The sequence below is a fragment of the Gemmatimonadaceae bacterium genome (assembly GCA_019637355.1).
Lineage (GTDB): Bacteria > Gemmatimonadota > Gemmatimonadetes > Gemmatimonadales > Gemmatimonadaceae > Pseudogemmatithrix.
Genome location: JAHBVT010000001.1, coordinates 87,723 through 113,732 on the forward strand (window position 1 = coordinate 87,723; position 26,010 = coordinate 113,732).

The following is a 26,010-nucleotide window of genomic DNA, read 5'->3' on the forward strand; positions in this document are numbered from 1 at the left end:
GGTTATGGCTATCGTCCTGCACGTTGTGTCGTACTATCCCCCCGATCGCATCGGCGGGGTGGGGGAGGTCGTCGCCAACGTCCATCGCGGATTGCTGGCACGCGGTCATCGCTCGTGCGTGCTCACGTCGGGGACGAGCACCGACGATGCCAACGTCCTGCGCGTGGCCGCTACGCCGCTACGCTTCGCTCTTGCCGTTGCGCGCCTGGCGACTCTCGCCCGCGAAGCGGACGTGGTGCACCTCCATCACGGAGAGGGCATTGGCTTACTTATCGCGATGCGCCTGCTTCGCATCAAGACGCCGGTGTTGTTGACGTTGCACGTGAACGTCGCGGCGATGATGCCGTCGATGCGCCCGTATCGTGCCGCTGGCCGCACGTTCGGCGACTGGACGATGGCAGAGCGGTTCTATGCGACGGTGGTGATGCCAGCGCGTGCACTGATGGACCGTGTCGCGCTGGCGCTGGCAGATTCCGTGAGCTTCATCTCCCGTAGTGCGGCGCAGGATACGCTGGGTGCGGATGCCGCAGAGGGCGCCGTAATCATCTACAACGGCCTCGCCGCTGCTGCGACGCCACGCGCTGAGGCAATCGATTCGTCGACGCTGCTCTTCGTCGGCAGCGGCTCGGTGCGCAAGCGCGTAGAGTCTCTGCCCTTGGTCTTGGCTGCCGTCCGTCGCCGACTTCCGTCCGCAACGCTGCGCATCATTGGGTTGGCCGCCGGCGACAACCAAGAACTGCTCACTGTTGCCGACGCGCTTGGTGTTCGTGATGCCCTGATCTTCGAAGGGAGGAGACGCTCAGAAGAACTTCCCGCGTACTATCGAGCGTCTCAGGTGCTGCTCGTCCCGTCTGCCTACGAGGGACTGCCGATGGTCATCCTCGAAGCACAGCAGCAGGGCCTGCCCTGCGTGGCAACTCGAGTAAGCGGACACCCCGAAGTCATTACCGATGGCGTGAACGGATACCTCGTGCCGCTCGACGACCCCGAGCAAATGGCCGCTGCCGCCCTTCGCGTTCTCGAAAACCCGGAGATTCGCGCACGAATGGCAATCAACGGCCAGCGTGAGATTGCATCGCGCTTCAGCGTGGCGCGTCAAGTCGAGGAATACCTCGCGCTCTACGCCACGCTCTGGAACGTCACGTGAACGTACGCACCGCACGCATTCTGCGCGGGAGCATCGCAGTGGTCGCGATGGCGATGCTCGTCTGGTATGTCGGGCCGGCGGCACTACTGCAGACGCTCGCGCGCACGCACGCAGGATACGTGATCGGATACTTCGCGGCATTTCTGGCCGTACCCTACATTTACGGAATGCAGTTGCACGGTGCGCTGCGCCTGGCAGGGCACGGAATCCCCGTTCAGGACACCGTTCGCGCGGCCGCGCAGTCGTGGAGCGTAGGTTCGCTGACGCCGGCGCGGGCTGGCGACCTGAGCTTCGCTTACTTTCTCCGCGGTGCGGTGCCTGAACGCGATGCACTGGCCGTCGTGTTTGCCGATAAGTTGTTGAGCCTGCTGGTGCTTGTCCTGCTCGCCATCGGCTCGGCATTTGTGGTCGAGGTACCCTATCGCGAAGCACTGATTATGGCTGCGTCGCTGGCCTCCGGCGGCGTCCTTGGCGTCCTGCTGCTCACGCGGATACCGCGACTCGAGCCACTGCGCGTCCTGCTTGCCAAGTCACGCGTGGTGCCGTGGACTCTCGTGATGGCGATGCTTCGATGGGCGTACATCTGCGCCATCAACCTGCTCATATTTCGGGCCGTCGGTTATTCGCCGGGACTCGCGACGGTGACGGCCGCGACCGCGGTGGGGCGGCTCATCGCCACCGTACCCGTGTCGATCGGTGGCGTCGGCATCAAGGAACCCGCACAGATCCTCATCTACGCGGGTGCTGCCGTACCGGCCGAAGCAGTGGTGGCGGTGTCCGTGCTCGGGATGGCCTGTGGCTTCGCCGTCGCTGCCGTGGTGCCGCTGCTGGTTAGGGGAGTGGCGCGATGACTGCGCTCCCCGTCTTGGCGTGGCGCTACTGGCGCGCGAACCAGCGGCTCGGCCATCCGCTGCAGGTCGGCTTCGCCGTGAACAACACCTGCAACACGTTCTGCGAGATGTGCAATGTCTGGCAGATGAAGCCGAAGTCGCAGCTCGGACTCGAGGAGATTCGTCGCATCTTCTCTTCCGGACTCTTCAAGCACTGCGCCACCATCAGTATGACAGGTGGCGAGCCGAGCATGCGCCGAGACTTCCGGGAATTGCCGGAACTGTTTGCCGACGTAATGCCGGCGCTCCGCCAGGTGAATCTGACCTCGAACGGGTTTGCGACCGAGGCAATCGTGGATGGCGTCGAGCACTTCGTGCCGCGGCTCCGCGCACGGGGCATCGCGTTCGGTGTAAACCTCTCGATTGATGGCATCGGGAAGACGCACGACAAGGTGCGCAACAACCCCAAGGCCTGGGCGAACCTTGACGCCAGCGTGCAGGCGCTCGTCGCGCTGCGCCGCCGCATCCCGTTCAACCTCGTCTTGGCCTGCACGTTTACGCACAGCAATGTGGATGACGCCGAAGCAGTGCTCGAGTATGCCAAGGCACACGATGTCTATGTGGTGTTTCGACGCGCCGCGCAAATCAACCGCATCGAGAACCAGGACCTGTACGCCGAGGTGCAGCCCACGGCGGCGCAGGACACCGCGCTCAAGGCATTCTTCGAGCACGTGCGGACGAACTACGATCGTTCGCACGCGCGCAGGATCTACTATGGAATGTTGCTGGAGATGCTGAATGGTGCAGAGCGGTCGGTGCCTTGTCTCTATCGGAAAGCGGGGCTCTTTGTCGATCATCACGGGGATCTCTACGTCTGCACGGTCGCCAGCAAGAACCTCGGTTCGGCGCTTGAGCGTGATGCCGAGGAACTCTACTTCGGATCGCTAGCCTACCGCGACGAGATGGCCTGTGGGCCCTGTCGCGGTTGCTCGCACGACGTGACGCTCTACACGCCGCTGCTGGATCAGGTGGCGGATCGCCTGCGCGCGGCCGTTACGAAGGTGAAGCGGTGAAGGCGTTCGCCTATCTGGCCGAGCTTGCACTCGCGCTCCTGTTCCTGCCGGCCGTCCGCGCATTGCGCCTGCTCGGCTGGCGACCGGCACGAGCGAGCATCGTGGGCTGGTGGGGATCGGAGACCATCGGTGACATCGCCATCCTTGGTCAGCTGCTCACCGAGTGTCGTGCAATCGCCGCGACAGCTCCGTTGGACGTCGTTAGCTTCGATGCGCGCGTCACCCGAGCGACGCTGCGAATGCTCGGCTACCGCGACGTCCGCTGCCTTCCGCTCGGCGTCCTGTCTGCCTGGGCTCTCGTCGCGTCTCGCTGCATCATTGTCGGCGGTGGCCCGTTGATGGAGAGTCCGAGTATGAGATTCTGGGCTTGGCGGCATCGCCTCGTGCGCGCGGCTGGTGGTCGCGTGCTCCTATATGCTAACGGCATCGGCCCGGTACGGAGTGCGGGCGGCGCGGAGACAATTGTCTCGATCCTGCACAACGCGAGCCACGTGGTGCTCCGCGATAGTACCTCTGTCGCTTGGAGCGCCGTGCACGCCAAGCGTACCGACGCGGTGCTGAGTTTCGATCCGGCATTCGATTTCGTGCGTACCCTGCACACGCCGGGCCTCACGCGCCGCCGGCAGCTAGCGCTCGCCTTGCGAAGCCCGTCGGTCCCGTACCTCGATGGAGTCGAGGAGGGGCTGGCGACCGAGCAGTTCCTTGAGGTGCTTGCCGCAGCGCTCAACCACATCAGCGCAACGACGGACCTGCGGTTCGTCGGTCTCGTGATGCACGACGGCAGTGATGACGCGGCGATGTATGCGCGTTTGCGCCGGAAGCTCAGCGATCCCGCGCGCCTGCACGTCCCGGAAAACCAAGATGTGACGGCCATCGTTCGCTTGCTCGAGTCGTCGCAGGCCGCGCTCACGGTGCGATTCCACGCCATGATCTTCGCGCTAGCCACGGACACACCCTTCGTCGCCATCGACTACGCCCGCCCGCAGGGCAAGGTCACCGCCGCAGCGATAGACGTTCGGTGTGGGGATGCCGTACTCGCCTGGGACACTGTGACGGAATCTGCGCTCCGTATGGGCTTGCAGCGGGCGCTTGATGCGGGAGGTGCCTCCTCCCGAGACGTGAGCGCGGCATCGTCCGCGCGACGTGCCGTCCTAGGTGCCGCGCTCGCCTGACTTCCGTGCCACCGCGACATAGCCGGCTGCAAACAGGCCGCGGCGATCCAGCAGTCGATCCAGCCACAGGGCCGGCCAAACCAGCAAAGCTTGGTTGACTCCGTACACGAGCTGCCGCAACAGGGGCACCGGCCACGCAAGGCCGAGCAGGACCGTGGACAGTTGGTGACCGAGAAAACTCAACACGCCTGCGATCGGTTCAACACGCACTGCCGTCAGCCCTGCGTCGTGCAGCATCGTGCGCAATCCGTGAACCGTGTACCGGAAGTAGTCGTGCGGCTCCTCGTGCAACCGGGACAGATGCGGCACGGTGAGCAAGAGTACGCCACCGGGCTTCAGCACGCGGGCCATCTCGCCCACGGCGCGCTGCGGGTGCGGCAGGTGTTCGAGCACCTCGAACGAGAACACAGAGTCGTATGTATCGGACGCGAGACCCGTCATCGCCTCCGCGTCACCGATGTGCGTGACCCCGTCAGTGCGGCGCTCAACGTCGAAGCCTTCGTATGCCGTGACGTGGCGCAGCGCGAAGTGACGAAACGGCATATGCCCGCAGCCGACGTCCAGCACGCGACCCGTGGCGTACTCTGTGATCGCCGCGCGAGTGGCCGCAAATCGCCCCGCATTGAGTGCGGAGAAGTTCGCGTAGCGGCCCTCGCCGATCGCATCCGAGAGCTCGGCGCGATTACGGCGGAGGAAGTCGAGGAATCCCACGATCAGTTCCGGGTCGTTCTTACCACGCGATCCCGTAGTCCTCACCGAAGTTGCTCGCCGCACCCCAGAGCGTCCCCGTCCGCCGGTCCCGCATAATCGCCGTGATCGGCCCCGAGGTGTGGCTGGCGAACTCCAGCGAGTACCCCTTCGCGCGCAGCTCGTCGCGCACCCAGCCTGGCACGCGCTCGTTCAACTGCATCCGCCCCGGCCGCGCCTCGTGCTGGCCGAAGCTCGTGCGCATCTGGTAGGAGTGGAAACCGGGATGCTCCGCCGCCTGCTGCGGCGTCTGCCCGAACTCCACCATCGCGAGGAAGAACTGCAAGAGGTCCTGGTCCTGCGTGTCGCCGCCCTGCACCGAGAACGCCATCCAGGGCTCGCCGTCGCGGAAGGCCAGCGTGGGCGTCAGCGTCACGCGCGGCTGCTTGCCCGGCTCGACGACGTTGAACGGTCCGTCCTCGGGATCGGTGACGAAGCTCTGCATCCGCTGCGAAAGGCCGATGCCCGTGCGGCCGGCGATGTACGCCGGCACCCACCCGCCTGACGGCGTGATGCTCACCATCCAGCCGTTCTTGTCGGCGGCCTGGATGCTGGTCGTGCCGCGCGTGAAGGCTTCGTCAAACTCCTCGTCGCTGCTCCGATTGGCCTCGCCGCCCGCCGCGTTCGGGCGCGGCATCGGCCGCGGACCCTCGGTGCTCCAGCGCTCGAGGAGAGCGGTGTAGGGGTTGGTGCCGCCCTGGAAGGGATACGGATCGCCGGGCTTCACCCGCGGGTCGTTGCGCGTGTGGTCCATCTGCGCCCAGCGGCTCCGCGCGTACTCCTTGCTGAGCAGACCCTGGATCGGTTCTTCGGGCGGGAACGCCGGATCGCCGTAGTAGAAGTCGCGGTCGGCGAAGGCGAGGTTCATCGCCTGATACACGGTGTGAATGTACTGCGCCGAGTTGTAGCCCATCGCCTTGAGGTCGGCGTTCTCGAGGATGTTCAGCGCCTGCAGCATCGCCGGGCCCTGCTGCCACTGCTGCAGCTTGTAGACCGTGACGCCGCGGTAGGTCGTCGAGAGCGGTTCCTCGATCTTCACGCGCCAGTTGGCGAGGTCCTCGCGTGTGAACAGGCCGCCCTCCTCCTGCACCGCGCGCACGATCTCCTCGGCGATGTCGCCGCGGTAAAAGCGATCATAGGCGGCCATAATGGCTTCCTTGCGCGGACGCCGGCGCCTGAGGGCCTGCGCCTCGGCCTCGATGAGCTTGCGGAACGTCGCGGCCAGGTCCCCCTGCCGGAAGATCTCGCCCGCTATCGGCGCCTCGCGCTCCCGGTCCGTGTGCGGGAGGAACACCGGGCGCGAGTACTTCCATTCGCGCAAGCGCCGCGCCTGCGCGTTGATCGAGTTCGCCAGCTGCGCTTCGATCGGGTAGCCCTGCTCGGCCATCTGCAGCGCCGGCGCCAGCACCTGGGCCAGCGACATCGTGCCGTATTCGGCGAGCATCACCATCAGCGCGCCGGGCGTGCCGGGCGTGACCGCAGCCAGGGGACCGTACTCCGGCGGGAACTGCATCCCGCGGTTGCGGAAGTACTCGGCGGTCGCGCCGGTGGGGGCGACGCCGAGCCCGTTGATGCCGATGACCTTCTTGAGGCCCGGATGGTAGATGAGGGCCTGGGTCTCGCCGCCGCAGCCGAGCGTGTCCCACATCGTGCAGGTGGCCGCGAGCATCGCGACGGCGGCGTCGACGGCATTGCCGCCCTGCTGGAAGATCATCGCGCCCGCCGTCGCGGCTAGCGGCTTCCCGGTGACGGCCACCCAGTGCTGGCCGTGGAGCGGAGGCCGCTCGGTGCGCTGGGCGTCGGAGGTGGCCGGGAGGGCGGAGAGTGCCACCAGGCTGCAGAGGGCGGAGAGCTGGATGCGCATTGGAGAGGTTTGAAGGAGTCGCTGCCCAAGACTAACGGGCATCGTATGCAGGGCCTACGGCGGTCCCCGTCGACGATAGGACTTCGTCTATATATAGGTAGTAGTTGACTGTATATATAGAAGTATTACTATTATCACCTTGGGCGCCTTGCCCCAACCCAACCACTCCAGTCCCTCGATCTATGCGTACGCTCACGAAGGAAGCCCGCGACGCCCTGTCGCCCACCGAGGTCATCGACGTCCTCCGCAAGGGGAACGAGCGCTTTCAGGGCAACCTGAAGGCCAACCGGAACCTGCTGCAGCAGGTGAACGAGACCAGCGATGGGCAGCATCCGATGGCCATCGTGCTCAGCTGCATCGATTCGCGCACAGGTGCGGAGCTGATCTTTGACCAAGGGCTGGGCGATATCTTCAGCGCCCGCATCGCGGGCAACGTGCTGAATGCGGACATCCTCGGCTCGATGGAATTCGCCTGCAAGGTTGCCGGCGCCAAGGCCATCGTCGTGCTCGGCCACACCAAGTGTGGCGCGGTGAAGGGGGCCTGCGATGGCGTGGAGCTCGGCAACCTCAGCCACCTGCTGCACAAGATCCAGGACGCGGTGAAGCTCGAGACCACGGTGACGGGTGAACGCAGCTCCAAGAACTCGGAGTTCGTGGAGAAGGTGGCGTCGATCAACGTGATGCTGGTGAAGCAGCAGATCATCGAGCGCAGCCCGGTGCTTGCCCAGATGATCGATGCGGGCGAACTTGCGTTGGTGGGCGCGATGTACGACGTCGACAGCGGCGCCGTGAACTTCTACGACAACCAGATGCTGCTCGGGAATCTTGACATCGCCGATCCGGCCTCCGCAGCAGCGGCAGCGGCGGCGTGAGCACGGCCCAACGTCCGGCGGCGTCCCCCGCGCCGCCGGCACCGCGCATCAAGCTCGAGGTCGACGCGCGGCTGTACCTCAAGGACCCGACCAGCTCCGACCTGGGCGAGCGCATCGTCGAGCACGGGATCCTGATGCTCGACGAGATCGGCATCGAGGAGTTCACGTTCCGCAAGCTGGCGCTGCGCGTCGGCACCACCGAGGCGTCGGTATACCGGTACTTCGGGAGCAAGCACCGCTTCCTGCTGTACCTGACGGCCTGGTACTGGAACTGGGTCGTGTACCGGCTCCGGCTCGCCACCGAGAACATCGCCTCGCCGGAAGAGCGCCTGCGCCTCGCGCTGCGTGAGCTCACGCGGCCGATCGTCAAGGACGAGTCCACGCCGCGCATCGACGAAGCGGCGCTGTACCGCGTGGTGGTGGCGGAGTCGGCCAAGGCTTATATGCACGCCGAGGCCAAGGACGAGGGGCGCGAAGGCTTCTATCGCGCCTACCAACGCTTTGTGAGCACGGTGGCGGAGATGATCCGCGACATCAATCCGGACTATCCGCATCCGATGGCCCTGGTGTCGACGGTGCTGGAGAGCGGCCATATGCAGAAGTACTTCGCCGAGCACCTGCCCTTCCTGACCGACCTGACGCCGGATGAGTCGCATCGGCAGACGACGAAGTTCCTGACCGACCTCGTGTTCAGGGCCATCGCGCGCTAGGCGCGGACACCACACCGCAGGGCCCCTCGTATATTCGGGGGTATGCACCCCCCGGCCTCCCCCTCCGAGCGCGGTGAGGTCACCCGTCTCCTCACCGCGCTCCGCCACGCCTCCGGCGACCGCGCCCTCGTGTTCGACCAGCTCTTCCAGTTGGTCTACGGCGAGCTGCGGCGCGTCGCCGAACAGCTGCTCCAGCGGGAGCAGGTCGGGCACACGCTGCAGGCGACGGCGCTGGTGCACGAGGCGTACTTCAAGCTGGCGGGCGAACGCGCGCCCGACGCACAGGACCGCGCGCACTTCATCGGCGTCGCCGCGAGAGCGATGCGGCAGGTGCTGGTGGACCAGGCGCGTCGCCGCCAGGCGGCCAAGCGCGGGCACGGCGAGGTTTTCGTCACGCTCGGCGACATCCACGCCGAGGCGGAGCGGGGCAGTGACGCCGAGACGCTGCTGGCGCTCGACGATGCGTTGCAGCGGCTGGCGGCGCTGGAGCCACGCCTCGCGAAGGTGGTGGAGCTTCGGTTCTTCGGCGGGTTGGCGGAGCGCGACATCGCCGCGTTGCTCGACGTGACGCCGCGCACGGTGCAGCGGGATTGGGCCAAGGCCCGCGTGCGGAGCGCGAGGCCTGGGTGGCGGCGCAGTGCCCGGACGACACGGGGATGCGCGAAGAGCTACTGCGGATGTTCGAGGCCGGGGACGTCACCGGCCCGCTGGACGCGCCGCCGCATCCGCTGCCGGCGGCGCACGCGCCGATCACGGAGCGCCTCGGCGCCGCCCTTGCCGGGCGGTATCGGCTGATCGACGAGATCGCGCAGGGCGGGATGGGCGCGGTGTACCGCGCCCACGAGCTCAAGCACGGGCGTGATGTGATCCTCAAGGTGCTGCGACCCGACATCGGCATCAGCGGCGGGCAGGCGCGCTTCGAGAGCGAGGTGCGCATCGCGGCGCGACTCGCACATCCGCACATCGTGCCGCTGCTCGATTCCGGCGACGCCGGCGGCCTGCTGTACTTCGTGATGCCGCACCTGCCGGGCGAGACGCTGCGCGAGCGCATCGACCGGCTCGGGGCGCTCCCGGTGCCGGACGCCATCAAGTTGATGCGCGACATTGCCGATGCGTTGCTCCACGCGCACGAACACGGCGTCGTGCACCGTGACCTGAAGCCCGAGAACATCCTCTGCAGCGGCGAGCACGCCTTCCTGCTGGACTTCGGCATTGCGCAGTACACGCGCGACGAAGACGACGCCGGACGCCTGACGCTCGAGGGCAACGCCGTCGGCACGCCGCGCTATATGGCACCCGAGCAGGCCGCCGGACGCGCCGTAGACCACCGCGCCGACCTCTTCGCCTTCGGCATCGTCGCCAACGAGATGCTCTTCGGCTCGCGCCGCGGCGACCTCGCGGCGGCGACGCGCAGCGACGTGCCCGAGGCGCTGAGTGCGCTGATCTTCCGTTGCCTAAGCCCCGATCCGGCGCGGCGTCCGCGCAGCGCCGGTACGCTGGTCGCCGCCCTCGATGCGCTGGCGAGCCAAGGCGCGGTGGCATCGGTCGCCGCCGAACGCCCGATCGTCATCAAGCGCCGTCGTTGGCCCTTTCTGCTCTACGGTGCGGCCGCCGCCGCGGTCATCGCGATCGCGTGGCGCGCGGTCATCACCCGTGATGCGGTGCCGGCCGACACGCTGCAAACGCCGATCGCGGTGCTGCCGTTCCGCGAAGACGGCGATGCCGCGGCCGACGGCGTGCGCGGCCGCCTCGCTGGCGCCTGGATTACCCAAGGCCTGCACGAAACGGGCGTGGTGCAGGTCGTGCCGTGGACGGAGGTGTTGCAGGCGGTGGCCGGCAGCACCGAGCCCGAGGTCGCGCTGCTGCGGCGCAGCGTGGTCGGAACTATCGTCACCGGGACCTTCTACACGACGCCCGACGGCACGACGCTGCACGCCGAGATCCGCGCGGTGCGCAGCGGACGCCTGCTCGCCAGTCTCGAGCCCGTACGCGTTCCGCACGACTCAGCGGCGCAGGCAATCCGCATCGTGCGCGACCGCGTGATGGGTGCGCTGGCCATCACCCGCGACGCGCGCTTCGCGGCGACGGCCGCGCGACACGAGCGCCCGCCGACCTTCGAGTCGTACCGCGCCTTCGACCGCGCGATGACGCAGTTCCTCGCCCAACAGTACCGTCCGGCGCTCGCTGGTTTCCGCGAGGCCTTCGCGCTCGACGACGGATTCATCGCGCCGCTGCTCTACGCCTCCCAGGCGGCGTGGAACACGTCGCAGTACGCCGTGCTCGACACGTTGCTCGGCGTGCTCGATGCGCGCCGGTCCGAGCTCACGGATTATCACGAACACCTGCGGCAGCAGCTCCGGGCGATGCTCGAGGGCGACGGGCGCGCCGCCTATGCCTCCGCCGCGCGCGCCGCCGCCCTCGCTCCGGATTCACGCGCGGCCTACGACGCAGCCGTCATCGCCCTCTGGCTTGGCTGGAACGACTCCGCCCTCGTGCGCCTCGAGGCGATGAGCCCGGACCGCGGGGCGATGATCGGCTGGCCCTCGTACTGGACCAACCTCGCGCACGCGCGCCATCTCACTCGCAACCACGCTGCCGAACGCCGCGCCGCCCGCGAAATGCGTGCACGGCACCCGACCCTGCGCGTGGCCTGGGTGCTCGAGGCACGCGCACTCGCCGCACTGCGCGACTTCGGGGCGCTGGACGCGCTGTTGGCCGAGGCCGAGGCGCTGGAGCCCGACGTGTACTGGTCGTACGGCGGAATGCTGGTGGTGGCTGGCGAGGAGCTGGCCGCACACGGTGATTCGCTGCACGCCGCGCCATACGCCACGCGCGCGCGTGAGTGGCTGGAGGGCCGCCTCCGGCTGCGGCCTACGCAACCGGACCACCTTTTCTGGCTCGCGAGTGCCGCACACGTCCTCGGCGACTTCGCCGCTGAGCGTCGCGCGTACGGGCGGCTCGTGCAGGTCGATGCACGGCTGCGGAACCGCGAAGCGCTGGCGCTGGCGGCGGAGCGCAGCGGCAGCGTGGGAGCCCTGGCGCACGTTCCGCAACCCGAGCCGAACGACATCGGCAGCCGTTACGTGGCGGAGGCGCGACTGGCCGCCCTACGCGGCGATGCGCAGCGCCGCGACGACTGGCTCCGCGAGGCCGATCGTGTCGGGGTCCGTGGACGCCCGTGGCTGCACGGGGCCGCGTGGCGCGACCTAGGGACCTTGCCGCCGTAGCCCTGTCGCATTCGGCCGGTGCCTCGCGCATTCCCGGGTGGACCCTGCTCCGGAGTGCCCGATGCGCCGATACCGCAGTTCCCTGCCGCAGCTCACGCCACAGCCGTTCCTCACCGACGGCGGCATCGAGACGACCCTCATCTATCACGAGGGGCTCGAGTTGCCAGAGTTCGCCGCCTTCACGCTGCTCGAGACCGGCGAAGGCCGTGAGGCCCTACGCCGCTACTTCCTGCGCTACGTGGAGATCGCAAGGCGCCACAAGGTGGGCATCGTGCTGGAGAGCGCCACGTGGCGCGCCAGCATCGAGTGGGGACGCAAGCTCGGGTACGGTGCCGCGCGGCTCGTGGAAGCCAATCGCGCCGCCATCGCCCTGCTGGAGGAGATCCGTGCGGAGTGGGCTACGCCCGAGACGCCGATCATCATCAGCGGCAACGTCGGACCGCGCGGCGACGGCTATGTGCCGAGCGCCGTGATGACCGCCGAGGCGGCCGAGCGCTATCATCGCCCGCAGATCGCCACCTTCGCGAGCACCGTCGCCGACCTCGTCAGTGCGGTGACGCTCAACTACACCGCCGAGGCGATCGGCATCGTGCGCGCGGCTCGTGCGGTGGGAATGCCGGTGGCCATCGCGTTCACCGTCGAGACCGACGGACGCCTGCCCACCGGTCAGTCACTGTCGGAGGCAATCGAAGAGACCGACGCCGCGACCGAGCGCTACGCCCGGTACTATATGGTGAACTGCGCGCACCCGACGCACTTCGCCCACGTGCTCTGCGATGGCAATCCGGTGTGGCAGCGCGTGCGCGGGCTGCGCGCGAACGCCTCGCGCCTCAGCCACGCGGAGCTGAATGCGGCGACGGCCCTCGACGCCGGCGATCCGGCCGAGTTCGGCGACGCCTATGCGGCCCTGCGCGGCGAGCTCCCGTGGCTGACGATCCTCGGGGGCTGTTGCGGGACGGACCACCGGCACATCGAGTCGGTGGCGGAGCGTTTGCACGCGCTGCGCTGAGCGGTTCGCAACGCGCGCCCGATGACCGCGGCGCTACTGTGGGCTAAGGCGCCGCAAACCGCGTCTGCGCCTGTCGGACGGCGCGTACCAGCGCGTCGACGTCCTCGAGCGTGTTGTACACCCAGAAGCTCGCCCGCGTCGTCGCCGCCGCGCCCAGCGCGCGCATCAGCGGCTGGGCGCAGTGATGCCCCCCCCGCACGCAGACACCCGCCGCATCGAGCATCGTCGCCACGTCGTGCGGATGCACGTCCGCCAGCGCGAAGCTCACCACGCCGGAGCGCCCGTCGGCCGTCGGCGTGCCGAACAGCGTCAGGCCGTCGATCTCCGACAGCGCCCGCATCGCGGCCGTCGTGAGCAGCAGCTCGTGCTCGCGCACGGCGTCCATCCCGAGTCCGTCGAGGTAGTCGCAGGCGGCCGCGAGCCCGACGGCCGCTTCGACATTCGGCGTGCCGGCCTCAAAGCGATGAGGCAGCACGTTCCAGGTCGAGTCGCGGTCATTGACCCACTCGATCATATCGCCGCCGAAGTGGTACGGCGGCATCCGCTCGAGGATCGTGCGGCGCACGACCACCGCGCCGGAACCCATCGGGCCGCCAATCTTGTGTCCGCTGAAGGCGTAGGCGTCCACGCCCAGCGCATCCACGTCCACGCGCAGGTGCGGGACACCTTGCGCCCCGTCGCAGACGATGAGCGCCTGCGGCGCCTGCGCGCGGGCGATCCTCACGAACGCATCCACGGGATTGATCGTCCCGAGCGCATTGGACACCTGCCCGAAGGCCACGACCTTGGTCTTGGCATCGACGAGGCGCGCCATCATCGCGAGGTCCACGCCGCCCGCGGCGTCGAGCTCGACGATCCGGAACTCCGCGCCGGTGGCCAGGCAGAGCTGCTGCCAGGGCACGAAGTTGGCGTGGTGCTCCATCCGCGTGACGACGACGTTGTCGCCGGTCGTCACGTTGGCACGGCCCCAGGAGGACGCGACGAGGTTGAGCCCCTCGGTCGTCCCGCGCACGAAGATCAGGGTATCGGCGTCGGCGACGCCGATGAAGCGCGCCACGCGCGCACGCGCTTGGTGGTAAGCCTCGGTGGCCGCCGCGCTCAGCGCATACGCGCCGCGGTGCGGGTTGGCGTTCTCGGTCTCGTAGTAGCGACGAATGGCATCGAGCACGACGGCCGGCTTCTGCGACGTCGCGGCGGAGTCGAGGTACACCAGCGCCGGCTGGGCCGCCAGCAGCGGGAAGTCCGCCCGCTTGGCCAAGCTCACGGGAGTCGAAGCCCTCATCGTCCACCTCCGGATCGCGGCGCCACGGCACGCCGCACATAGAGAGCGCCATTCACGGCGTACACATCGAAGGGCACGAGATCGTCCTCTGCCGGACCGCGCAGCACCTTCCCGCTCGTACAGGCAAAGCGCGCGCCGTGCCAGCAGCATTCGAGCTGGCCGTCGGCATACAGCGTACCCTCGCTGAGCGGGAACTCAGCGTGCGTGCAGTGATCCTTCACCGCGAAGAACCGCCCCTCGTGCACGCCGACGCAGAGCGCCGTGCCGTTGGGCATCGTCGCGCGATACAACTGCAGGGGCTGGACGTCGTCGGCGCGGATGCCGCCGAGCAAAACGGCGCCCTCAGGCGCCGCCGCGTCGTCGTGCCCCACGTCGGCCCGCGCCGCGTCGCTCACGAGGCGCTCCGCGCGTCTTCCGGCCCCTCGGTGCTCACCACCGCGGTGCCGTCGAGGGCCGCCTTCATCGCGTGCCAGCTCAGCGATGCGCACTTCACGCGCATCGGGAACTTGCTGACGCCGCCAAGCGCACGCAGCGACCCGAGCTCCTTGTCCTTGGCCGCAGCAGGATCTTCGCCGGTGAGCAGCTTGTGCACCTTCTCGTAGATGCGCACGGCATCGGCCCGCGTCTTGCCCTTCACGGCCTCGGTCATCATCGACGCCGAGGCCTTGGAGATGGCGCAGCCCTGGCCTTGGAACGAGACGTCGGTGACCGTCTCATCTTCGACCTTCAGCCAGATCGTGAGCTGGTCGCCGCAATTGGGGTTCTTGCCGTCCGCGGAGCACGAGGCCTGCGCCATCGGATGGAAATTCCGCGGGCGGCGGTTGTGGTCCAGGATCACTTCCTGGTACAGGGCGTCGAGCGTGGCGTCCGCCATTGCCGTGGCCCTTACACCAGCTGCGTGTGCGTGAAGCGCTCGAAGACCCGGCGCTCCAACGAGAGCCGCAGGGCGTCGATCTCGATGGTCTCCAGCGCCTCGGCGGCGAAGGCGTAGGTGAGCAGTGCGCGCGCCGACTCCCCGCCGATGCCGCGGCTCTTGAGGTAGAACAGCGCCATCTCGTCGATGCGGCCGACCGTCGCGCCGTGGGTGCACTTCACGTCGTCGGCGAAGATCTCCAGCTGCGGCTTGGTGTCCACCCGCGCCTGTGGCGAGAGCAGCAGCGCCTTGTTCGTCTGCTTGCCGTCCGTCTTCTGCGCCTGCGGATCGACGAAGACCTTGCCGTTGAACACGCCGTGGCTCTGGCCGTCGAGCACGCCGCAGTACAGCTCGCGGCTGGCGCAGGACTCGGCGATATGCTCGACGAAGGTCTGGTGGTCGCCGTGCTGCGCGCCGTCCAGCAGGTAGAGCCCGTTGAGCCGGGCCTCGCTGTTGGTGTCCAGCAGCTTGGTGTAGATGTTGGTGCGCGAGAGCGCGGCGCCGACGGCGAACGAGAAGCTGTGGTAGATGCTGTCGCGGCCCTGCGTGACCTGCGCGGTGCCGACGTGGAAGGCCTCGCCGCTCTCACGCTGGACCTTGTAGTGGTCCACGCGGGCGCCGTTGCCGACGACGATCTCGGCCACCGCGTTGACGAGGTAGCTCACGTTGCCGAGCCCGACGTACTGCTCGACGAGCATCACGTTGGCCAGCGGCTCGGCGACGACGAGCAGGCGCGGATGGATGGCGGCGCCGGCGGCGTTGCCGTCGGTGACGTGCAGGACGTGGATCGGTACGTCGACCACTTCGCCCTTCGGCACGCGCAGCACGACGCCGTCCTGCATAAACGCCGTGTTCATCGCGGTGAAGGCGGCTTTGTCGAAGGCCGCCAGCGAGCCCAGGTACTTCTCGGCCCACTCCGGCTCCTCCTTGAGGACTTCGGAGAGCGGCGCGAGCTGCACGTCGGCCGGCAGGCCGGCGAACTGCGAGAGGGCGGGCTCCAACCGGCCGTTCACGAAGACCAGGCGGTGCCACTCAGCGTCCACGAGATAGGGCTCGAGGTCGGAGAGCGTCAGCGCGGTCGGCGCCGGCTTGATGGCCTTGAAGGTCTTCTCGGCGATCGGCGTGACGGACGTGAAGTGCCAGTCTTCGTCGCGCGTGGTCGGGAAGCCAAGGGCAGTGAAGCGCTCGAAGGCCTTCTTGCGCAGGGCGGGCAGCCAGGAGGGACCCTCGCTGCCGCCGTTGGCGCTGAAGGACTCGAACTGCTCGACGTACGGGGTGGTCACGCTCAGACTCCCGCCGGCTCGAGCAGCCAATCGTAGCCCTTGGCCTCCAGCTCCAGCGCGAGTTCCTTGCCGCCCGACTTCACGATGCGCCCCGCCGCGAGCACGTGCACGTGATCGGGGACGATGTAGTTGAGCAGGCGCTGGTAGTGCGTCACCACGACGGTGGCGTTGGTCGGCTTCTTGAGCTTGTTGACGCCCTCGGCCACGATGCGCAGGGCGTCGATGTCGAGGCCGGAGTCGGTCTCGTCGAGCACCGCGAGCGTGGGCTCGAGCACCGCCATCTGGAGGATCTCGTTGCGCTTCTTCTCGCCGCCGGAGAAGCCGGCGTTGACGGAGCGCTGCATCATCGCGCCATCCATCTCCACGACCTTGAGCTTCTCCTCCATAATGTCGAGGAACTCGATCGGATCGACCTCGTCCTCGCCGCGCGCCTTGCGCAGCTCGTTATAGGCGGCGCGGAGGAAATAGGCGTTGGTCACGCCCGGAATCTCGACCGGATACTGGAAGGCGAGGAAGACGCCCTTCTGTGCGCGCTCCTCGGCTTCGAGCTCGAGCAGGTCCTCGCCGAGGTACTCGATGCTGCCGCTGGTGACTTCGTAGCCGGGGTGCCCGGCGATCACCTGCGCGAGCGTGGACTTGCCGGAGCCGTTGGGGCCCATAATGGCGTGGACTTCGCCGGGCTTGATTCCGAGGGAGATGCCCTTGAGGATCTCTTTGTCGCCGGCGCTTGCGTGGAGATTCGTGATCTTAAGCATTGCTGTATTGACGGATGACGGATGAGTTGTGGACGGATGACGGATGACGGATGACGGACCACGGTGCTGTTCGCATCCGTCATCCGTCATCCGTCCGGCTACATCACCCAACCGACCCTTCGAGCGAGATTCCAAGCAGCTGCTGCGCCTCGAGCGCGAACTCCATCGGCAGCTCCTTGAAGACTTCCTTGCAGAAGCCGGCGACGATGAGCGAGATGGCGTGCTCGGCGTTGAGGCCGCGCGCCTTGCAGTAGAAGATCTGGTCCTCGCCGATCTTGCTGGTGCTGGCCTCGTGCTCGAGCGTCGCGGTGTTGTTGGCGATCTCGATGTACGGGAAGGTGTGCGCGCCGCACTTGTTGCCGATGAGCATCGAGTCGCACTGCGTGTAGTTGCGCGCGCCCTCGGCCTTCGGCAGCACCTTCACCTGGCCGCGGTAGGAGTTCTGCCCGCGGCCGGCGCTGATGCCCTTCGAGATGATCGTCGACTTCGTGTTCTTGCCGATGTGGATCATCTTCGTCCCGGTGTCGGCCTGCTGTGCGCCGTTCACCACGGCCACGGAGTAGAACTCGCCCACCGAGTTGTCGCCCTGCAGGATGACGCTGGGATACTTCCAGGTGATCGCCGACCCGGTCTCGACCTGCGTCCACGAGATCTTGGCGTCGGTGAACGCCTTGCCGCGCTTGGTGACGAAGTTGTAGATGCCGCCCTTGCCGTCGGCGTCGCCGGCATACCAGTTCTGCACGGTGGAGTACTTCACCGACGCACGGTCGAGGGCGACGATCTCGACGACCGCCGCGTGCAGCTGGTGCTCGTCGCGCTTCGGCGCCGTGCAGCCCTCGAGGTAGCTCACGCTCGCGCCTTCGTCGGCGACGATCAGCGTGCGCTCGAACTGGCCGGTGTTGGCGGCGTTGATGCGGAAGTACGTCGAGAGCTCCAGCGGGCACTTCACGCCCTTGGGCACGTACACGAAGCTGCCGTCGGAGAACACCGCCGAGTTGAGTGCGGCGAAGAAGTTGTCCGAGTAGGGCACCACCGAGCCGAGGTACTTCTGCACCAGGTCGGGATGGTTGTGCACCGCCTCGCCGAAGCTGCAGAAGATCACGCCGACCTTCTCAAGCTCGGTCTTCATCGTCGTGCCGACGGAGACGGAATCGAAGATCGCGTCCACGGCGATGCCCTGGAGGCGCTTCTGCTCAGTGAGCGAGATGCCGAGCTTCTCGTAGGTCTTCAGCAGTTCGGGGTCGACTTCGTCGAGCGACTGCTTGGGCTTCACCGACTTGGGCGCGGAGTAGTACGTGTGGGCCTGGTAGTCGATGCGGTCGTACTTCACGTTGGGCCAGCGCGGCTCGGTCATTGCCTGCCAGCGGCGGAAGGCCTTCAGGCGCCACTCGAGCAGCCACTCCGGCTCGTCCTTCTTGGCCGAGATGGCGCGGATGGTGTCTTCGGTCAGGCCCGGCGGAATCGAATCCGACTCGACGTCGGTGACGAAGCCGTAGGCGTACTCTTTGTTGACCAGAGCCTCGATGGAGGAGCTCATTCGCTATGCGTGCAAAGGTGGGACTGAATAGCCAATAAAGTTAGTCGGTTTTGCTTAGGGACGGAAGACGGATGACGGAAGCGACAACGCATCTCGCGGCACCGAGCAAGACGCCCTAACCCGTTGGCTTACAAAGCGTTGACGGGCGACCAAAGTTCCCAAGGAACCCAGTCGCCCGTCGCCGCTACCTTCCGCAAACGCCGCTTCCGTCCTCCGTCTTCCGTCCCTCTACCCAGCATACACCTCGACACGATCCCGCCCGAGGTTCTTCGCCCGGTACATCGCCTTGTCGGCGCGGTCGATGGCCACGGGAATCGGCATTCCTTCGTCGAGCGAGGCGATGCCGGCGCTGAGCGTGAGCTGCACGATGGGCCCGCCGTCCGGCACGACGATCGGATCCTGACTGACGGCCTTCCGGATGCGCTCGAGGGCCACCAAGGCCTGGGCGGGCGTGGTGAAGGGAAGGAGCATCACGAACTCTTCGCCGCCGTAGCGTCCCACGAGCACCTCCTCGCGGACGCTGTCGGCGATGCGCTGGGCCGCCTCGCGCAGCACGACGTCGCCAGCGGCGTGGCCGTGCGTGTCGTTGACGGCCTTGAAGTGGTCCAGGTCAAGGACGGCAACGGACACGGGCTGGTCGCGACGACGGCTTGCGGCAATCGCCGTTTCGGCGTCGTCGAAGAAGGCCCGTCGATTCTTGAGTCCGGTCAGCTGGTCCACCATCGCGAGGTCCTGCATCTGGGCCAGCGTGGCCTCGAGCTGGCCGCGGTTGGTGCTGGCGGCACTGAGCGCCTCGTCGCGCTCGACGAGTACCTGCACGTTCTCGACGAACTGATGCCAGCTGGTACGCGTGAACAGCAGCGCGCAGAGGATGAACACGCCCACGGCCGACGGGAGGATGGGCTGGGCGCCACTGTCGTAGCGCACGACCTGCACCATCAGCGAGCTCATAAACGGAGTGAAGAATGCGATGCTGGCGGCCGGCGACGACGAGAAGAACGCCACCGAGCCGGCGCAGAGTCCCGACATCATCATCACGAGCATCGCCTTCTCCTCCGCGCCCCCCACGGGATACAGCACCCAGGCCGCCACGGCCCAGAGCACCCCGGTAACGGTCGAGAAGACGAGCGCGCGCATCTCGTTCTGCGGCGAGACGTCCGTCGGGCGTGGCCGCTTGCGCAATCGTCGCCAGCTCAGCGCAGCGGGCGTCCAGAGAACGGTCATCACGGCGGTGAACACGATGAGCGACGTGTGGTCAGCGACGTCCCAGTACGCGATGGCCAGGAAGGCCGCCAGCAGCGGACTCGCGATGAACACGGTCGGCAGCTGCCGCACCCGATTGACGGCCTGCGAGACACGAATGGCTCGGCTGAGGGCATCATTCGGCACGGTTCGAGGGGGCAGCATCGCCACAGGATATTGCGCGGCAGGCCGAAGAGCCAGACTATAACTGGACAGCGCCCTGTCCAGGACGCCACCACACCTTCCCCCCGGAGGTTTCGTGCAGTTCCTCGCTGACCTGTGGCTCCCGATCCTGCTGTCCGCGACCGCTGTGTTCATCCTCTCGGCGATCTTCCACACCGTCGTGCCGTTTCACACCCGCGAATGGGCAGGTTTGAGCAACGAAGACGCGGTCGCCGATGCGTTGCGCGGCGGCGCACCGGCTCCCGGTCTCTATACCATTCCCTACTGCCCGCCGGGCCAGATGAACAACCCCGACTGGCAGGCGAAGCTGGCGCGCGGCCCGGTCGCCTTCCTCACGGTGATGCCCAACGGGATGCGCGGGATGGGCCCGATGCTCGTGCAGAGCTTCGTGTACAACGTGGTGGTCGCGATCTTCGTCGCGTACGTCGCCGCGCACACCATCGCCGCGGGCGCCGAGTACCTGAGCGTGTTCCGCGTGACGGGTACGGTGACGTTTATGGCCTACGCGCTCGGCCAGCTCCCCGACTCGGTGTGGTTCGGCCGGCCGTGGAAGAGCTATGGCTTGATCGTCGGTGACGCGATCGTGTACGCGCTGGTGACGGCTGGGATCTTTGGCTGGCGGTGGAGCTGAGGAGTGGGAGAAGGGAGGAGGTAGGTGGGTGACGGCAGGGAGATGGAAGAGGGGAGACGGCTGAGAGACGCGAGATGAATGGCAGTGCCCGTTTCGCTTCTCCCAGCCCTCTCCCGTCTCTCACCTCCCCGCCTTCACCCTGCTCCCATCTCCCCTCTCTCCGTTCTCACATTGCCGTCTGCGCGCGGCTCACTTCCGCCCGCCCGATGTTGCCCTGATCGGTGCCGAACCACAGCAGGCCGGTGCGCGGGTCGAACATCATATGCCGGATGGTGTTGTTGTCCTCTCGGCCGATCAGCGTGCGGCCGAAGAAGCGGCCTGAGGCCGGATCGTAGCCCTGCAGGATGGCGCCCTTGGTGCCGGACTCGGTCACCCACACGCGGCCCTTGTCATCGCGGGCCATCCCGTATGGCAGCGAGCCAGGGCCACCCGGCAACGGAATCTCGGTGACGCGGCCGTTGGTCGGATCCACGCGGCCGAGCATCCCGCGCGTGTAGTCCGTGTACCAGACCACGTCGTCCGGCGTGATGGCGATGCGACGGCCGCGGGCGCGCTCGTGCGGCAGGTCATACGAGGTGAGCGCGTAGGTCGTGGGGTTGATGCGGGCGATCTTGTTCGTGCCGAAGAGGTTGACCCACACCTCGCCGCGCGAGTTGAGCTCGATGCCGTACGGCCGCGTGCGCTCGCCCGTCTTCACGTAGCGGATGGCGCCGCTCTGCACGTTGAGGTGCCCGACGGCATCGGAGTTCTGCGCCGTGAACCAGAGATTGCCGTTGCGATCGAAGACCATCGTGTGCGGGTCGCGCACGGTGGAGTCGGTCATCGGATACCAGCGGATGTCACCGGTGGCGGGGTTGAGCCGCCCGATCGTGGCGTTGCGGTTGCCCGCGATCCAGACCATCTGATCCGGCCCGACGACGACGGTGTGCGGGTTGGTCCGCTCCGGCAGGTCGTAGCGCCGCTGGGCGCCGGTACGCGGATCGAGGCGGCCGACGTAGTTCCCGGCCTGTCCGGCGAAGTACACCATCCCGTCCGGGGCCACGAAGGGGTCACGGGGGCGACCGCCGTACTCGATGGGCCACTCCTGCGCCGGGACGACCTGGGCGGCCACGTCGGGCGCGACGAGGGCGCCCAGCAGGGCGAGCGAAAACAGGGAACGCATAGGGAGCTCCTTGGAGAAAGACAGGCTATTCAAGGCTACGCCCGAGCTCCCGGTTCCGTTGGTCTCCGGCCGTCACTCCCGCCCGACGTTCACCACGGGGAGCACTTTCCACGGCCAGGGCCGATCGGCCACGATGTTGATGGCTCCCACCTGCACGCCGCGCAGACGCTCGGTGTAGTTCACGAGGCCGATCGTGAGGCCCTGCTGCATTCCGCGCACGGCGTTCACGGTGGAGATGCTGGCGCCGGTCATCTGGCCGCCGCGCTCGGTGCGGAAGAGCGCGGGTGCGACCACCATACCGTGTGTCCGCTCGGCGCCCACCAGTAGCGCGCTCGCTACGCCCTCGATCCGCGGCGCACCGACTCCAAGGCCGCCCAGCGTGACCCAGCGCAACGTGCCGCCCGAGCCAACGCCGAGTCCGCCGACGGTCACGCCCGTAACGTCATCACCGGCGCCGACGCCCAAGCCACCGACGCTGATGCCGCGGATGCTCCCGCCGGCTCCGACGCCAAGCCCCGCCACGGAAATGCCGCGCAGACGCCCACCGGCTCCAACGCCGAGTCCGCCGACGGTGATGCCCCGGATCTCGCCGCCCGCGCCGGCGCCGAGTCCCGCGACGGTCATACCGCGAATGTCACCCCCGGCGCCGGCGCCGAGCCCGGCGGCGGTGAGGCCGCGGACGGAGCCGCCCGCACCCGCGCCAAGTCCGGCCACCGCAATGCCGCGGATGGAACCTCCCGCTGCCGCGCCGAGGCCGCCGACCATCAAGCCGCGGGCATCTCCGCCCGCGCCGACGCCGAGGCCGCCGACCGCCGCGCCGCGCACGCTGCCCCCGGCGCCCACCCCGACGCCTCCGAGCATCAGGCCGCGGAGGCTGCCGCCAGCGCCCAACCCGATGCCACCGAGACCGATGCCACGGAAGTCGTCCTCGGCGCCAACGCCGAACACACCCACCCCAACGCCGTGGATATCGCCGGCCATCGTGATCGGAAGGCCGATGGCGGCTCCCACCACGCGGCCGCTGAGGTAGCCATCGTAGGGACTCCACACAGTGATGTTGGCGCCGCGGACGAGCTCGAGCTCCTTGTCGCGGTAGTTGATCCGGATGCCATCCACGCGCGGGTGGTGGCCGATGGAGATCGGACGCCTTACCGGCGCGCCGCGCTGGGCGAGAAGCTCGGGGGCGAGGCTGGCCACGGCGAGCGTGGCGAGGGCGAGACGGCGAAGGAGTCGGGACATCGGGACGGTCCGGTGCGGGTTGGCTTCCTCTACGAGCTCACGGGGGCTCGGTTTCGGCGATTTCCCTCTGCGAATCGCTGAGTCCCGATGGCTCCCCGATAGGACAGCGCCACCCCGGCGAAGGGTTTGAGCCTAGCCGAGCGACTGGATGGCACGCTTCAGCACACCCTGCGCCATCTCCCGCTTATACCCGTTGTGGGCGAGTGGTTGCGCGTCGTAGAACGCGCGCTCGACCAGCGCATCGATGGAATCTTCGTCGAGGCCGCCCGAGGCCACGTCCTCCTCGACGCTGAGCGGCACGCGCCACGGACCCAGCGCTAGGCCACCCATCGCCATCCGCACAGTGCCGTCGGCGCGCCGCGCGGCCGCGCAGGACACGAGCGCGAAATCCCAGGCAGCGCGTTGCATCACCTTCTCCCAGTGCTGGGCGCCTCCCCCGGCCTCCGCGGGGATGAGCACCGCGACGACGAGCTCGCCGGTAGCGAGTTGTGCTTCCTTCGCGGGATCGTTGGCCGCAGACTCGAAGAGCGTGTCGATGCCCGACTCGCGCGAGGCGCTGCCGTAGCTCGCGATCTCCACCGTGGCGCCGAGGGCCAGCAATGCCACGGCCGGATCCGACGGATGTACGGCGCGGCAAGTGCCGTCGGCGATGATGCCGTGATACTGGTGCTCGCCGTCCACCGCGGCGCACTGCGAGCCGCCGCGCTTGAAGCAGCCGACGCCCCGGCGGAAGTACCAGCAGTGGTGGCGCTGGGCGAGATTGCCGCCGAGGCTTCCCGCGTTGCGCAGCGCCGGTGTGCCGGCACTGGCGCAGGCTTCGGCGAGCATCGGAATCTGGGCACGGATCTCAGGATGCGTGGCCAGCTCAGCAATCGTGACGGCGGCGCCGATGCTGATGCAGCCGTCGGGCTGCCGCGTGATGTCACGCATCCCTGGGATGCGGCGGATGTCGACCACCGCGCTCGGCGCGATGATCCCGTCCTCATAGCAGGGGACCAGGTCGGTGCCGCCCGCGACCGGTACCACGCCCGGCGCGGCGAGCCGCGCGAGCGCATCCTCGCGCGATGTGGCGTGTTCGTAGGAGAAACTCACGCGTGGGAAGCTACGCTCTCGGCCGCGCTACGGGGTGGCGGGAGCGGCCGGCGCGGGCGCGAGGGTGAAGACGATGTAGTCGGCCCGTTTGCGGTGCGCGCGGCCGTTGGCGGCGTCGAGGTCCTGCACGGGGACGAAGCTCACGACCAGTTGGCGAACGCGGCGGTCGCGGCGCTTGACTCGCGCGGCCGTGCCCAACCCAAAGTCCGAGTGAAACGCGCCGTTCGCGTGGATGACCAAGGTGTTGTGCGCCGCGCGCGCAGCGACGATGGACTCCGCCATCGCCTCGTCCTTCACGCACTGGGCTTGGTAGGTCCGCCAGACCATCGCCTCGACCTGGTCGGGGGTGAGCTGCATTCCGTGGCCCGACATATCGCCCATCGTCTCGCGGAAGCGCTCCCAGTACTCGTCGCGCGGGCAGATGTGCTCGGTGGCGAAGTAGGGACGGTCGCTTTCAGGGACACTATCAAGCGCGGCGAGGCCTCGGCGTGAGACGACCTGCGCGAGGCGGCGCGGAATGTTGCCCCCCACGACCGGCCAGCCGTTGGCCTTGGCCTGCTCGACCATCGGGCGGTAATCGTTGAGGTAGTTGCCCCAGGGGCGGCTGGCACCGAGGAACTCGTCCTCGCTGATGCGGCCGGCCAGGTAGGAGTCGAGCTGCGGCTGCACATCGCGCTCGAACATCTCGAGCGAGAGGACGATGGCATCGCTGCGGCGCCGGCGGACGCCCTCGAGGATTGCGGCCTGCAGCACGTGCGTGCCCGGGTCGTTATGGAACTCGCCGAGGTACACGACGTCCGCCTCGCTGGCGATGCGCTTGATGAGCGTCTCGAGATCCCCGAAGCGCCGAGTCTTGGTGTTGTAGAGGCGATGCGGCTCGTACTGGCGCGGCGGCTGCGGCTGGGCCTGTGGGGGCTGCGGAGCCGGTGCGGGCAGCGGAGCCTGCGCGGCAGCAGGGGCGCCCGCTGCGGAGAGCGCGAGCAGCAGTGCGGCAGCAGGCGCACGCAAGGTAAAGCAAAAATAACTACGCATAATTATTTTACGGCTGGAGAAGGTATCAAGCTGAGTCCGTGCATGCGGGCCCATCAGCAACTAGCAGTACTAGTAAAGAAATGTTAACTATTTAAAATGACTTTAGTTGAGTTTCTCCGCTTATCGGACGCACGGCTGGTGGAAGAGGCGTCGGAGGAGCTCGCGCGCGCTGAGGCCCTCATAGGCCTGACCCCCGGCGCGCTTCCGATGCTGCTCCAGGCGGGAGCGGTCGCGGCACTGACGACATCCCTGCCGGAAGCTATGCGCTCGGCGCGCGCTGCGCTGGTCGCGGCCTGGGTGGATCCGACGCACGCGGGTATCGTGGACCCAGCGATGGAGCAGTGGCAGCGCCGGCTCGAGGACGAGGAGCGGCGAGTGCGAGGGGGATTGCCGCTGACGGTCTCGCGCTTCGCCGACCTTCTGGGAGCGGATGCCGACCGCGAGCTGCTTGAGGACGCGCTGCGACCTGGCGGACAGACTCGGCCGCAGCTGCTGCGCGCCGTGCAAGCGGCGGCGGCCTGCGGCGACGAGGAGCCGAACGTCGCCGCGGCCGTGTTGCCGGCATTGCTTCTCTGCGCAACGGGGATGACGGACCGTGTGCGCATCCTCCCGTTCATCGGATTCACGGGCGACGCGAGGCGCGAGGCGATCGCCGAGTGGCGCCGGGGGGAGCCGGGGCCCTTCCTGCGCGGCGCGCTCGGTGCGCTGAGTGCGGAGGCGCGGCATCTACGGGTGTCGCTGCGGCTGCTGCTCGAAGCGCTCAAGGAAGAGGAGGCCACCCTTGAGCCCCTCGGACGTGCCGCCATCGGCGCGCGGCGCGCGCTCGAGGTGCTGCGCGCGTCGCTCGCGACGACCGTCCCGGATCTGAGTGTGCGGCTCGATTGCTCCCGGCCCGCCGCCGGGGCGGCGCTCGAACGACTCGTGCAAACCGGATTGGCCCTGGAGATCACCGGCCGTGCGCGAGACCGCGTGTTCGTGCACGCGGGGGTGTGGGAGATCGGCTGAGCG

The 26,010-nt window shown here is 67.9% G+C and carries 23 protein-coding genes; 10 read left to right on the forward strand and 13 right to left on the reverse strand.

Going from position 1 to position 26,010, the window contains the following annotated elements:
* Positions 1 to 4: 4 nt before the first annotated feature.
* Genes KF689_00365 through KF689_00380 form a run of 4 tightly spaced genes read left to right on the forward strand, consistent with a single transcriptional unit; the run spans position 5 to position 4,222 of the window.
* Positions 5 to 1,147 (forward strand): glycosyltransferase family 4 protein, encoded by a 1,143-nt coding sequence (locus KF689_00365; GenBank protein MBX3131820.1) that lies wholly within the window; start codon positions 5 to 7, stop codon positions 1,145 to 1,147.
* Positions 1,144 to 1,998 (forward strand): flippase-like domain-containing protein, encoded by an 855-nt coding sequence (locus KF689_00370; protein ID MBX3131821.1) that lies wholly within the window; start codon positions 1,144 to 1,146, stop codon positions 1,996 to 1,998. The genes KF689_00365 and KF689_00370 overlap by 4 nt, the downstream gene beginning before the upstream one ends.
* Positions 1,995 to 3,050, forward strand: coding sequence for a radical SAM protein (locus KF689_00375; protein ID MBX3131822.1), 1,056 nt, complete (start codon positions 1,995 to 1,997; stop codon positions 3,048 to 3,050). Before KF689_00370 ends, KF689_00375 begins: the two co-directional genes overlap by 4 nt.
* Complete coding sequence (locus tag KF689_00380) at positions 3,047 to 4,222, forward strand: polysaccharide pyruvyl transferase family protein (protein ID MBX3131823.1); 1,176 nt, start codon at positions 3,047 to 3,049, stop codon at positions 4,220 to 4,222. The genes KF689_00375 and KF689_00380 overlap by 4 nt, the downstream gene beginning before the upstream one ends.
* Here KF689_00380 and KF689_00385 read toward each other — a convergent pair.
* Positions 4,202 to 4,933 (reverse strand): methyltransferase domain-containing protein, encoded by a 732-nt coding sequence (locus tag KF689_00385; protein ID MBX3131824.1) that lies wholly within the window; start codon positions 4,931 to 4,933, stop codon positions 4,202 to 4,204. The two genes, KF689_00380 and KF689_00385, sit on opposite strands and share 21 nt — an antisense overlap.
* A gap of 19 nt (positions 4,934 to 4,952) precedes the next feature.
* Positions 4,953 to 6,833, reverse strand: coding sequence for a gamma-glutamyltransferase (locus KF689_00390; GenBank protein ID MBX3131825.1), 1,881 nt, complete (start codon positions 6,831 to 6,833; stop codon positions 4,953 to 4,955).
* A gap of 182 nt (positions 6,834 to 7,015) precedes the next feature.
* On the opposite strand from KF689_00390, the gene KF689_00395 reads away from it, so the two are divergent.
* The 4 genes from KF689_00395 to KF689_00410 all read left to right on the forward strand — a co-directional run bounded on the left by KF689_00395 (position 7,016) and on the right by KF689_00410 (position 12,651).
* Positions 7,016 to 7,705, forward strand: a complete 690-nt coding sequence (locus KF689_00395; protein ID MBX3131826.1) for a hypothetical protein — start codon at positions 7,016 to 7,018, stop codon at positions 7,703 to 7,705.
* Positions 7,702 to 8,415 carry a TetR/AcrR family transcriptional regulator gene (locus KF689_00400; protein MBX3131827.1) on the forward strand — a complete coding sequence of 238 codons (714 nt, stop codon included), beginning with the start codon at positions 7,702 to 7,704 and terminating at the stop codon, positions 8,413 to 8,415. Before KF689_00395 ends, KF689_00400 begins: the two co-directional genes overlap by 4 nt.
* A 42-nt stretch (positions 8,416 to 8,457) precedes the next feature.
* Entirely contained in the window at positions 8,458 to 9,210 is a 753-nt protein-coding gene (locus tag KF689_00405) for a sigma-70 family RNA polymerase sigma factor (protein MBX3131828.1), read from the forward strand.
* 2,493 nt (positions 9,211 to 11,703) lie between these two features.
* Positions 11,704 to 12,651: a homocysteine S-methyltransferase family protein gene (locus KF689_00410; protein MBX3131829.1), complete on the forward strand. Its 948-nt coding sequence runs from the start codon at positions 11,704 to 11,706 to the stop codon at positions 12,649 to 12,651.
* 43 nt (positions 12,652 to 12,694) lie between these two features.
* Here the strand turns inward: KF689_00410 and KF689_00415 are convergent, their stop codons facing one another.
* The 7 genes from KF689_00415 to KF689_00445 all read right to left on the reverse strand — a co-directional run bounded on the left by KF689_00415 (position 12,695) and on the right by KF689_00445 (position 19,828).
* Positions 12,695 to 13,933, reverse strand: a complete 1,239-nt coding sequence (locus tag KF689_00415; GenBank protein MBX3131830.1) for a cysteine desulfurase — start codon at positions 13,931 to 13,933, stop codon at positions 12,695 to 12,697.
* The gene (locus KF689_00420; GenBank protein ID MBX3131831.1) at positions 13,930 to 14,328 is read right to left on the reverse strand and encodes a Rieske 2Fe-2S domain-containing protein; all 399 of its coding nucleotides are present in this window, start codon (positions 14,326 to 14,328) and stop codon (positions 13,930 to 13,932) included. Before KF689_00420 ends, KF689_00415 begins: the two co-directional genes overlap by 4 nt.
* Positions 14,325 to 14,807, reverse strand: coding sequence for an SUF system NifU family Fe-S cluster assembly protein (locus KF689_00425; GenBank protein ID MBX3131832.1), 483 nt, complete (start codon positions 14,805 to 14,807; stop codon positions 14,325 to 14,327). The genes KF689_00420 and KF689_00425 overlap by 4 nt, the downstream gene beginning before the upstream one ends.
* A gap of 11 nt (positions 14,808 to 14,818) precedes the next feature.
* A complete protein-coding gene (gene sufD / locus KF689_00430; GenBank protein MBX3131833.1) occupies positions 14,819 to 16,129 on the reverse strand; it encodes a Fe-S cluster assembly protein SufD in 1,311 nt (436 codons plus the stop codon).
* Positions 16,130 to 16,131: 2 nt separating this feature from the next.
* Positions 16,132 to 16,884: a Fe-S cluster assembly ATPase SufC gene (sufC, locus tag KF689_00435; GenBank protein MBX3131834.1), complete on the reverse strand. Its 753-nt coding sequence runs from the start codon at positions 16,882 to 16,884 to the stop codon at positions 16,132 to 16,134.
* 103 nt (positions 16,885 to 16,987) lie between these two features.
* Complete coding sequence (gene sufB, locus KF689_00440) at positions 16,988 to 18,421, reverse strand: Fe-S cluster assembly protein SufB (GenBank protein ID MBX3131835.1); 1,434 nt, start codon at positions 18,419 to 18,421, stop codon at positions 16,988 to 16,990.
* Positions 18,422 to 18,649: 228 nt separating this feature from the next.
* Complete coding sequence (locus tag KF689_00445) at positions 18,650 to 19,828, reverse strand: diguanylate cyclase (protein MBX3131836.1); 1,179 nt, start codon at positions 19,826 to 19,828, stop codon at positions 18,650 to 18,652.
* Positions 19,829 to 19,922: 94 nt separating this feature from the next.
* Here KF689_00445 and KF689_00450 point away from each other — a divergent pair, with 94 nt between their 5' ends.
* Entirely contained in the window at positions 19,923 to 20,477 is a 555-nt protein-coding gene (locus tag KF689_00450; protein MBX3131837.1) for a hypothetical protein, read from the forward strand.
* 166 nt (positions 20,478 to 20,643) lie between these two features.
* Here KF689_00450 and KF689_00455 read toward each other — a convergent pair whose 3' ends face one another.
* From KF689_00455 to KF689_00470, 4 genes are all read right to left on the reverse strand, one after another.
* The gene (locus KF689_00455; GenBank protein MBX3131838.1) at positions 20,644 to 21,639 is read right to left on the reverse strand and encodes a hypothetical protein; all 996 of its coding nucleotides are present in this window, start codon (positions 21,637 to 21,639) and stop codon (positions 20,644 to 20,646) included.
* A 72-nt stretch (positions 21,640 to 21,711) separates the two neighbouring features.
* Positions 21,712 to 22,878 (reverse strand): hypothetical protein, encoded by a 1,167-nt coding sequence (locus KF689_00460; protein ID MBX3131839.1) that lies wholly within the window; start codon positions 22,876 to 22,878, stop codon positions 21,712 to 21,714.
* A 132-nt stretch (positions 22,879 to 23,010) separates the two neighbouring features.
* Positions 23,011 to 23,970 (reverse strand): FAD binding domain-containing protein, encoded by a 960-nt coding sequence (locus tag KF689_00465; protein ID MBX3131840.1) that lies wholly within the window; start codon positions 23,968 to 23,970, stop codon positions 23,011 to 23,013.
* Between the two features lie 27 nt (positions 23,971 to 23,997).
* Entirely contained in the window at positions 23,998 to 24,978 is a 981-nt protein-coding gene (locus KF689_00470) for a ChaN family lipoprotein (protein ID MBX3131841.1), read from the reverse strand.
* Between the two features lie 162 nt (positions 24,979 to 25,140).
* Between KF689_00470 and KF689_00475 the strand changes: the two genes are divergently transcribed.
* Entirely contained in the window at positions 25,141 to 26,007 is an 867-nt protein-coding gene (locus KF689_00475) for a hypothetical protein (GenBank protein ID MBX3131842.1), read from the forward strand.
* Positions 26,008 to 26,010: the final 3 nt, after the last annotated feature.